This is a genomic window from Lacticaseibacillus porcinae (assembly GCF_003946305.1).
Lineage (GTDB): Bacteria > Bacillota > Bacilli > Lactobacillales > Lactobacillaceae > Lacticaseibacillus > Lacticaseibacillus porcinae.
Genome location: NZ_RHNS01000024.1, coordinates 19,951 through 29,365, shown reverse-complemented (window position 1 = coordinate 29,365; position 9,415 = coordinate 19,951). Strand labels below are relative to the sequence as shown.

7 protein-coding genes are annotated in these 9,415 nt (G+C 46.2%); all 7 read right to left on the bottom strand.

Annotated elements, in window-relative coordinates; translation table 11 throughout:
* Nucleotides 1-107: 107 nt before the first annotated feature.
* Nucleotides 108-1,397 carry a serine/threonine transporter SstT gene (gene sstT / locus EKM92_RS12970; protein WP_125711428.1) on the bottom strand — a complete coding sequence of 430 codons (1,290 nt, stop codon included), beginning with the start codon at nt 1,395-1,397 and terminating at the stop codon, nt 108-110.
* Nucleotides 1,398-1,578: 181 nt separating this feature from the next.
* Nucleotides 1,579-3,216 carry a peptide ABC transporter substrate-binding protein gene (locus EKM92_RS12965; RefSeq protein ID WP_125711427.1) on the bottom strand — a complete coding sequence of 546 codons (1,638 nt, stop codon included), beginning with the start codon at nt 3,214-3,216 and terminating at the stop codon, nt 1,579-1,581.
* Between the two features lie 143 nt (nt 3,217-3,359).
* Entirely contained in the window at nt 3,360-4,457 is a 1,098-nt protein-coding gene (locus tag EKM92_RS12960; RefSeq protein WP_125711426.1) for a PTS sugar transporter subunit IIC, read from the bottom strand.
* Nucleotides 4,458-4,692: 235 nt separating this feature from the next.
* A complete protein-coding gene (locus EKM92_RS12955; protein WP_125711425.1) occupies nt 4,693-5,910 on the bottom strand; it encodes an MFS transporter in 1,218 nt (405 codons plus the stop codon).
* Nucleotides 5,911-6,022: 112 nt separating this feature from the next.
* Entirely contained in the window at nt 6,023-6,712 is a 690-nt protein-coding gene (rpiA, locus tag EKM92_RS12950; protein WP_225420814.1) for a ribose-5-phosphate isomerase RpiA, read from the bottom strand.
* 63 nt (nt 6,713-6,775) lie between these two features.
* Complete coding sequence (locus tag EKM92_RS12945) at nt 6,776-7,564, bottom strand: MurR/RpiR family transcriptional regulator (RefSeq protein ID WP_164510013.1); 789 nt, start codon at nt 7,562-7,564, stop codon at nt 6,776-6,778.
* A 402-nt stretch (nt 7,565-7,966) separates the two neighbouring features.
* Nucleotides 7,967-9,244 carry a PTS sugar transporter subunit IIC gene (locus tag EKM92_RS12940; protein ID WP_125711422.1) on the bottom strand — a complete coding sequence of 426 codons (1,278 nt, stop codon included), beginning with the start codon at nt 9,242-9,244 and terminating at the stop codon, nt 7,967-7,969.
* Nucleotides 9,245-9,415: the final 171 nt, after the last annotated feature.

The following is a 9,415-nucleotide window of genomic DNA, read 5'->3' as shown; positions in this document are numbered from 1 at the left end:
TCGGAATCATGCCGTAAAGGAAATTGCATAGCAACTTTAATTATTTGACTTGTCTACTTGACGCGGACCAGCGCCGATCGGCCTTTTGAGGAGTTATTTGACTTTGATTACGCTTGTTCAGCGTTAGTTGCTGGGACACGATTATTTTGTTTATGATCAGCGTTGCGAACCGCCGCTTTGATATCGACTTTTTTGCCAGTGGCTTTTTGCACGTCATGCCATTCAGCAGCAGCGGCGAATAATAAATCAGAAGCTGAGTTCACCGCAGTTTCAACAGAGTCTTGAATGACCCCGATAATAAAGCCGACCCCAACCACTTGCATCGCAATATCATTGGAGATCCCAAAAATCGATGCTGCCATTGGAATGATCAACAAACTCCCGCCAGCGATCCCACTAGCACCAGTGGCAGCCAATGCCGTCAAGATGCACAAAATCACCGCTAAGAAGAAGGAAACATGAATGCCTAAAGTGGCACAAGCAGCCAAAGTCATGACCGAAACCGTGATCGCAGCGCCACCAGAGTTAGCAGACCCACCTAACGTGATCGACACTGCATAAGATTCTTTGTTCAAGCCAAGATCTTCACATGCTTGTAAGTTAATGGGAATATTCACCGCAGAACTACGGGTGAAAAATGCTGGGATCCCAGACACTTTCAAGGTCCAAAGGGTCAATGGATAAGGATTTTGCCCCGTCATCACAAACACCATCAATGGATATAAGATCAAGTACACTGCCGCCATCGTCCCAACTAACAACAGGACTAATTGCCCGTATTTGGCAACACTGGCAAACCCAGTTTCAGAAATTGAAGTATAGATCAAACCGCAGATCCCAAATGGGGCAAATTCGATGACCAGTTGGGCCACTTTAATGATCGCATCAGAAATTTCGGTGATCGTTTGACGAGTTTGCTTAGAAGCTAACCGCAACATGAAGCCGATCAACAATGCCCAAAACAAAATCGACAAGTAGTTGGCATTGACGATGGCATCCAAAGGGTTCCCTACCGCGTTGACCAACAAGTCTTCGATCACTTTGCCTAACGACTTTGGTGCGCTAGCTGCCACTTTAACCGATTTCGGTAAGTTGAGCTTTAATGGGAACAACCAAGAAGCGGCCACTGCGGCAAAGGCAGACAACAAGGTTGCCGACAGATATAACTTGATCACTGAGCCGAAGTGATTTTCGCCGCCTTCACGAAAGGCAGAAATCGCAGATAAGATCAAGAAGAACACCATCACTGGGGCGATCCCTTTTAACGCGCCAACAAACAATTGCCCCATGACCCCGATAAACGCGGCTTTTGGGAAAATGATCGCTAACGCAGCCCCAATGACCAAACCGATAATAATTCGCAAGATCAAGCTGACCGAACGATATTTTGCAAACATAATAACTCCTCCAATGGTGATTCGTAGTTGATAGTCACCATTGTACACTTTTCATATACACTCGTCTACGTTAAATGACACAAAAGATTAACTTTTTCTGTGATTCCATGAAAACCGCCATAATTTTCCCAGACACGAAAAAAACGACCCGCACTTGGCGAGTCGTTTCCTGTGACGACGATTACTTCAAAGAAGCACCGACGAAGTTGTACATGTTTGCAGGACTGTAAGTCAAACCTTTGATGGACTTATTGACTAAGTGCGCTTCAACAGTTTGATACAAAGGCACCATCCCAGCTTGTTGAGTCAACAATTGTTGGGCTTGTTGCAGATCTTCATAACGCTTGTTGGCGTCACTGGCATCAGTGGTCTTAGACTTCTTGATCAAAGCGTCGTATTGGGCATTGGACCAGAAACCGAAGTTGTAGGTGTTGCCAGTGGTGTACATATCCAAGAAGGTGATTGGATCTGGATAGTCCCCTTGCCAACTGGAAAGAACCAATTGGGTATCGCCTGACAGCGAACGTGCCACACGGGTCTTGAATGGTACGGTTTGTAAGGTGATCTTAAAGCCTGGGAGTTTTTCTAAGGCTGCTTGGATATATTCAGCAGATTGCTTAGCTTGTTCAGTATCATCAGTTAATAAGGTGACATCCAAACCAGTCTTGCCTTCTTCTTTCAAGCCGGCAGTCCATAATGACTTCGCTTCTTTGGTGTTGTATGTGGAAACTTTACCAGCAGCGGAGCCAGCTGATTCTTTAGCAAAGTCTTCGCCAGTTGATGGGTTCTTGGCAATGCCTTGAGGGCTCAAGTTTTGCGCGGTGATCGAACCATCACCTAAGACTTTGTTGACGAATTGGCTACGGTTGATGGACATGGAGATTGCTTGACGGATCTTGGCGTTCTTGAATGCAGAAACTTTCTTTTCGTTCATATCCAAGTAACTCGTCCGGCCTTGCTTCAAGCCTTGGTAATCTTTGTTGGTGCGGTTCTTTTGCGCAGTGGCGCCAGTCAATACCGCATCATCAAGTTTACCAGAGTTGTACAAGTTCAAAGCAGTGGTAGAGTCTTTAACCACTTGCGTCTTGATGGTCTTGATATGAACATCTTTGGCATTCCAGTACTTGTCGTTCTTGACTTCAGACCAAGAGTTGTTGGTCCCGTTCCAACCTTTCAACGTGTAAGGGCCGTTGTTGACAATATACTTGGATTGAGAACCGTACTTCTTGCCCCACTTTTCAACCGCAGCTTTGTTGGTTGGGAAGAAGACTGGGTTGACCATCATGGTGTTGAAGTATGGGATCGCATGTTCCAAAGTGACTTCAAAGGTGTAATCATCAACGGCTTTAACCCCTAAAGTTGACGCTTTGGCCTTGCCTGCCATGATTTGATCTGCATTCTTGATACCAGAGAACAAATAAGCATATTCAGACTTTGTGGCAGGGTCAACCGCACGTTGCCAAGAATATACAAAGTCTTTAGCCGTGACTTTATCCCCGTTGCTCCAATTGGACTTACGCAAATGATAAGTGTAAGTCAAGCCGCCGTTAGTGGCCTTAGGCACGTCTTTAGAAACGGCTGGTTCCAACTTAGAGCCGTTATAGCGCACCAAACCATCCATCGTATCAACCGCAGTTTGCCCAGAGATAACGTCAACGATTTGCGCGTCATCTTGCGTTTGAATCACATCTTTAACCATGCGTGACCAAGTATCAGTTTTAGCTGGTTTGTCAGAAGCAGATTTGCTTCCACAAGCCGCTAACGTTAACGTCGCAGCCAACAATGCGGTGCCAGCAGCGGCAACTTTCGTATATTTCATGTGGTGGTACCCCCTATTTCTTTCTGTGGTTCAGATTACATTAAAATTAAATGAAAGTAAAGAGAAAAAACTAATTTAATTTAATCTGTCTTCACATTTAAAACAAAAAAGGCCGACCCAAGGCCAACCTTTTATGGCAGAGATTAAACAATGGTGAGGTGGAGTTGCTTTTGGCTAACCCACTTCATGGATTCTTCGAACTTAAAGACTAAGAAGGAGATCACTGCAGGGCCGACGATCCCAAAGGCGATGTAAACCCAGAACATCTTCATGGAAACTGAAGCCAACCCAACTGGCGCGATGAAAGAGCAAAGCCCTAAGCCACCCATGGCAGCAGTCGTTTGGAAATGGAAGAAAATGGTGGCCAGTGGTGCGCAGATTGCAGCAGATAACATTGGGCCTGCTGCTAAAGCAGGATTTTCCAACCAGTTCCCAAATTGCACTTTCGGGGTGATCACACCTTGAGCAATGTTGGCACCAAGGTCGTTTTCACGGAAAGAAATTGCAGTAAAGCCGACGTATTGGGCAGTGGTGCCGATCAATGCGGCACCAGCAGCTAATGGTGACAACATAACGGCCACTGATAACGCCGCAGAACTAGCAGGTGTCATTAAGAACAAGCCCCAAGCAACAGAAACGATCGCAGACCCTAAGATCGGGTTAACCAACATCGCTTTGGCGATGATTCCAGAGATCCAAACTAAAAATGGCGTGGTGACTGATGCTAATCCTAACCCAGCAACGATCCCGATGAAAGTTGCGGCAAATGGCACAATGAACATATCCAAAGGCGTCTTACCAGTAAGGTAATTCCCGATCAAAGTGGCGATGATCGCAGCGGCAACCGCAGAAACTGGTTGGCCAGTGGACATCACCACACTACCTGCGGCGTGAGCCAACGTGTAACCAGTGGCAGTGGCATCGCCTTTAGTCGCCATGTGGGTCAAAAAGGCGGCGTTAGCGCCGATGGTTGAAGAAATCATCGCGGAGAATGCGACTAAGGTGTTTGCCCGCAAGGTAATGGCAACGCCGACCCCAATGGCTGGGCCGAGCAAGACTTGGGCAATTGACCCCACTTGATACAAGGCCGTCCAATGCGTGAAGTTTGCCAAAGCTTGGAATAAAAGGCCGATCCCTAAGCACACCAACACGGCGTTAGCAATCCCTGCTGATACCCGATAAACCCAGTCCATAGTGGACATATGATCATTTACTGATCCTTTGCTTGATGTTTCTGTCATCCGTGTCGCCTCCGTGATTTGTGTTTGATAATTGCGAATGACTGTATATTAAAACATCCTCATTTAAATTGCAATCATTTTTTAATTATTTTTTCAGGAAACATTCACAAATGCTGTATTATCGGTATTTGCAGCTTGAAAGTTTTTCTCATTCTAGGTCACGAATACTCACATTATTGCCATAATAGCTGGAAATTCACGTAAAAAAACAGCCTGAACTGTCATCATTAGACAGTCAGACTGTGACCTTTTGAGTATGATGGCGCCACACATCACGGGTGCCAGGCCATAACACTAAGACATTGATTCCTTCAAGGATCGCGGTCATTAAAAATACTGAGCGATAATTAAACAAACTGGCGACCACCGAACCTAACATCGGTCCCCCGACACTGCCCATTGCTTGAAACGATTGATTATACGAGAAGATCCGACCAAAGCCAGCTTTGGGAACATAACGCGTCATCAATGCTTGAATCGCTGGCAGCAATGCCGCATCAGAAACCCCTAGCAACGCACGTAAAATCCCTAACTGCCAAATGTTGTGGATCATGCTCATGGGGATAAAACAGATCACTGCCATCACTAACCCGACTATCAACACTTTTTCAGCGCCGACGCGATCAGACAATGCCCCAAGGATCGGACTCGCAATCAAGGTGACGATCCCAGGCAAACTAGACACCACCCCAGAAACAAAGGCCACTTGGCTTGGGTTTTTCACCATTGACGCCACGAGCAAGCTGATAAAGCTGGTGATCGACATATTCGCCGCTTGAATCACCATGGTCGTGATGAATAATCCCCAAATCAAACGGGGATAAGCCATTTGACTAAAGACTTGCTTAGTCGGTACCATTTCTGCTTTGGTGACCGGCGTGAACGCTTCATGGACGAAAAACAAGGTCAACAAAAAGGTCACAAACATCATGGTGGCCGTGACAAAAAAGCTGGCGCGATAGCCGAACATCCCCGCTAATACCCCACCTAACAAAGGTCCTAGCAAGGTCCCGACCACATTGCCTGTGGCTAAGGTCCCCATTGCTTTACCAGATTTTTCCACTGGTACAGACGCAGCAATGATGGCATTGGCATTATTGATATACCCAGAAAAACAACCTTGGATCCCGCGGATCACGATCAAAAACCAAACATTTGGGGCTAATCCACATAAGGTGATGGTGATCGTCATCCCCAAGCTTGCCCGCAAACACATGGGTTTGCGACCATATTGATCGGCGAGCTTCCCCCAAAAAGGCGAAGCGATGGCTTTAGCTAAAAAGGTGATGGCAAACGCCGTGCCACTCAACAAATTCAGCTGCCAAGCATTGAAGTGTCCTAATGTTTGAATATACAACGGCAAAAACGGCATCGTCATGGAAAAGCCCATGCCAGTCATAAAGTTACCAAACCACAAAAACACCATATTTTTTTGCCAGCCTGCTTTTTCCATTGGCTTCACCTCGATTTAGAATAATAGTGATTATTTTAGCCCTTTGGAAACTGACGATGCAAGGGCACAAAAAACAGGACCTGCACGCAAGTCCTGTGGTCGTTGGCTTAAATTAACGATCGCGACGTTCGATAGAACCATCACTGTGCGCGATCAATACCGTGTCGACAAGATGTAAAAACAACCCATGTTCCACCACGCCGACAGTCCCGTCTAAGTATGCGGCCAAACCATCTGGCACTGGCAGAGGATCAACATGTAGATCAATGATCCAGTTGCCATAATGGGTAGTCAGCCGTTCGCCTTGGTCATTTAAACGAAAAGCTGGTTGCAGCCCGGCTTGTTCAAACTTGGCGAAGTTTTGCTTTGCAGATACTGGTAAGACTTCAACTGGTAATGGGAAATCGCCTAGCCGGTGGCAAAGCTTGGATTCATCGACGATCCAAAGATTTTTCTTGGAGTTAATGGCGACATTTTTTTCGAGAGTATGGGCAGCGCCGCCGCCTTTGATGCCGTTGAGGTCATCATCCACGCGATCGGCCCCATCGATCGTCAAGTCGAGTTGATCGACATCAGCGAGTTCATTGACCACAAAGCCGTTTTGTTCTAGTTGTTGTTGCGAACGGTTGGATGTGGTGACGATGGCTTTCAGGTTCAATGGTGTTTTTTGATTCCGAGCGCCTAATGCATCAATGAAAAATGCGACAGTTGAACCCGTCCCGACGCCTAACGCCATCCCCGGTTCCACCATATCAGCGGCCATTTGGGCAGCTTGTTGCTTCAATTCATCTTGTGTCGTCATATTATCCTCCATGTGGTTGTTGTGGTCGCTTTAATTTTATCGCGCTGAATGACTGGGTTCAAGCTATTGGTAGCTGGTATTGTCTTCCAACTGGCGAACATTTTCTGGACGGGCTAACATCATCGCTCGGCGAGTCATTTTCTCAATGATATAAATTGCCGGCGTTTGACTCGTTAAATTCGCGCCGTCAAGATCTTGAGGCGTCACATAGTAGGCTAAGGCCACTGTCGACAGGCGAGCAATCGTCGAATTCGCTGAATTGGTAATGGCAATGATCGGCACACCATGTTTAAGCAATTCATTCATATAGCCGACTACCACCCGATTTTCACCAGATACCGAGCAAATCACCACGCACATTGACTTGTATACGGCTTCTGGATAATCGATTTGCGGATGGGTGCTCGGTGCAGTGACGGCAAATGACATATTCACAGAATTGGAATACGTCACAGCGCCATAATCTGCGACGATCCGAGAAGTTCCAAAGCCGACCCACACCACTTGGGAGTGTTCGTAAAGCAAATGTGCCGCGCGATCAATGGCTTGTTGATATTGCCCATCTTCACAAGCTGCGATCGACCGGGTGATCTCCCCACCATCAATATCATTAGGCAACTGTCCACGATTATTCCGCTGACTGTTGTACATCCGTAGCTTAGTTTTAAACTCTGCCCAGCCACTGCAATCGAATTTTTGACAAAAGCGCTGAATGCTGGCAGTACTGCAATATGTTGTTTCCGCCAAATCACGGATCCGCATATAAACCACGGCATCCATGTCTTTGACAATTTCACGATAAATCGTCATATCCGTTTCTGTGAGATCTGGTGTGTAATTAAGAAAAAGCAAAACTGTCCTCCCTTTGCAAACCACCTGTATCACCTGCGAACAAATCAGATTTGTTCCCATGAATTTGTTGATTTGTCCCCATTCCTAGTTTGACTACAATCGGTAACGCATACATGCATGGTTCTATGATACCACACGATGTCACAAAAGCGTCTTCAATGTCACAAATAACATTTTTGTCACAAGGAGTAACAATGTGACGTATTTGTTCCTACAACTATTGGAATCGAAAACATTCAGCAATGCAGGCGAATCAATCGCGGGGGTGATCCTTGTCGATTCAGGTCTGCAAATGTGGTTGCCTTGTTCCGCATCCCCCACATCATCAACTATTCACGAGGCATCACAAAGCGTTCCCAACAAAAAAAGCCGCCTGATTTCTCAGACGACTCATTTGTAAGCTTAAGCTTGAGTTGCGGCTGCATCTTTCTTCATTTGCATTTGCGTTGCCATGTAAACGAATGGTGAGTAGATCAAGGTCGCAACGACAATGTTGATCGCAGCGATCAAACCACCTTGCCAAGAAGCAGTGGCAATGACACCGCCGATAATCGGAGGTGTTACCCATGGTGCCATCACCGTACATGCTGGCATAAAGCCTGATGCTGTCGCAAAGTATGCGATGGTGATGCAGACCATTGGTGCCAAGATGTAAGGCACGAACAGAATTGGGTTCAAGACGATCGGCAAGCCGAAGGTCAATGGTTCGTTAATGTTGAACAAACCTGGTGCAAAAGACAAACTTGAAACTGTCATGTAAGCTTTGTTCTTGCGAGCAAAGATCCAAATGGCAATGATCAAGGAGATGGTAACACCGGTACCACCCATGTTAACGAAAGAATCGAACAATGGCTTGTTAACGATATAAGGAATTTCCTTACCAGCTTTCAAAGCTGCCAAGTTGGCAGTGATGGCTGGGGCGTTGATTGTCTGCATGAATGGGTCGATCATGTTGGCACCATGCAAACCGAAGAACCACAGGAATGGTGTAATGAAGGCGATCAATAAAGCAGTTGGGTAGGAGTTCGCCATGCCCATGAATGGTTCTTGAACCGCTTTGTAGAAGGCCAATACAATGTTTTCAACGTGAGCTGCGTTGAAGAAGGTGGTGATCAAACCGAAGATCGTCATGGTGATCATTGCTGGCAGTAATGCCGCAAATGAAGTGGCAACAGCCGGTGGCACAGAATCTGGCATTTTGATAACCAGATGTGGGTTAGCTTCAAGACGACGGAAGATCTCAACAGAAATAATGGCTACGATCAAAGCAATGAATAAACCGGTGGAGTCCATACCGGACGCGCCACCCACTGCGTAAAATGATCCTAATGATACAATACCAGCTGCAACTGCAGATGATTTATAAGACTTCGCCAAGTTGAACGCAACTAAGAACGCGATCATAACCCCTAATACGGCGAAGGTCCCACTCCATAAGTTCCCCCCGAGCTTGGTCCAGATGAATGTCCCATCCTTCAACTTTTCACTGAAGATCGAATTCATCAGGTCGATATAACCTGGAATTGGTAAGTTGTTGATCAAGGTCGCAAACGCACCAAGGATCATCAGTGGCATCGTGTAGGCAAAGGCATCCCGGATCGCAACTAAATGGCGTTGGTTACCAATTTTAGCAGCGACTGGCAGGAAGTGCTTTTCCATAAACGCGATAAAACTCTGCATAAACTTTTCCCCCTTTATTTTGTTTCCGCTTACAGTTAATGTTATATCATCTCCAAGTAAGCGGACACAATGATACATGTAACAGAGCGGCGTATCACCTCTCTTATTCCAAGCTTATCAAGTTGCCCCACCAAAATGCACGTGATATGCTTCGCAAATCGACCAAAAAAA